Source organism: Citrobacter sp. Colony219 (genome assembly GCF_019382635.1).
Lineage (GTDB): Bacteria > Pseudomonadota > Gammaproteobacteria > Enterobacterales > Enterobacteriaceae > Citrobacter > Citrobacter youngae.
This window is the reverse complement of record NZ_CP080033.1, coordinates 1,661,402-1,662,495: the sequence shown is the minus strand read 5'-3', so window position 1 is coordinate 1,662,495 and position 1,094 is coordinate 1,661,402. Positions and strand designations below refer to the sequence as shown.

The window sequence follows — 1,094 nt, the reverse complement described above, 5'->3', positions numbered from 1 at the left end:
CAAATTCCTGCCAGTCGACACGAAAAGACGGCGGTTGCAACGCCATGCGTTTAACCACGCCGCCGGATAACTCGATCGCGGGCGCATAGCTGTCGTAACTTGGGTCAAAACAAATCACCTCATCACCCGGACGCACCAGCGCCGTGATCGCGGCGTACAATGCTTCCGTTGCCCCCGCCGTAACGGTCACTTCGCTATTTGCGTCGGGTCTATAGCCGTACAACTGCGCGGTTTTATCCGCAATGGCCTCTCGCAGCGGCTGCACACCCGTCATCGGCGCGTACTGGTTTGCGCCATGCGCGACGTGATACGCCAGACGTTCCTGCAAAAAGAGTGGACCGTCAAAATCAGGAAATCCCTGCGAGAGATTAATGGCCTGATGCTGCTGCGCCAGCGCACTCATTTGCGTGAAGATAGTAGTGCCCAGGTTAGGCAGTTTGCTTTGCGGAATCAGCGGGTTATTACTCATTATTGTTATCCCAGCGTGTGATGTTGTGGTTGAAGCCACTATAACACGATGCTAGTATTTGGCAATCAAGACGTTCAGACGTCTATATAAAAATAACCTGCCTGGACAGGACAGCCAAAAGGACAACACAACATGAATAATACCGAGATTCGCGTCGTTACCGGCCCGGCCAACTATTTTTCCCATCCCGGCAGCCTGTCGAGACTCAACGATTTTTTCACTGCCGACCAACTTTCACGCGCCGTGTGGGTTTATGGTGAGCGCGCTATCGATGCGGCCCGCCCTTATCTGCCAGAGACATTTCATCTCGCCGAGGCTAAACACCTGCTGTTTACGGGTCATTGCAGCGAAAAAGATGTTGGGCAACTGGCAACAGAGTCAGGAGAGAATCGCAGCGTGGTGATTGGCGTGGGTGGAGGAACATTGCTCGACACCGCTAAAGCGTTGGCCCGTCGTCTGGATTTGCCGTTTGTCGGTATTCCTACGATTGCGGCGACCTGCGCTGCCTGGACGCCGCTCTCCGTCTGGTATAACGATGCAGGTCAGGCACTGCATTTCGAAATTTTCGATGATGCAAATTTTTTGGTACTGGTAGAGCCAGAGATCGTGCTTAATGCGCCAGAGG

Annotated in this window: 2 protein-coding genes; one reads left to right on the top strand and one right to left on the bottom strand. The window is 53.6% G+C overall.

The window, feature by feature from the left end:
• Window positions 1-469, bottom strand: a 469-nt coding sequence (locus tag JTI85_RS07135; protein WP_219352345.1) for an aminotransferase class I/II-fold pyridoxal phosphate-dependent enzyme, incomplete at its 3' end; no start/stop codon positions are given.
• A 132-nt stretch (window positions 470-601) separates the two neighbouring features.
• Between JTI85_RS07135 and JTI85_RS21340 the strand changes: the two genes are divergently transcribed.
• On the top strand, window positions 602-1,094 hold a 493-nt coding region (locus JTI85_RS21340; RefSeq protein ID WP_255575483.1), incomplete at its 3' end, for an iron-containing alcohol dehydrogenase.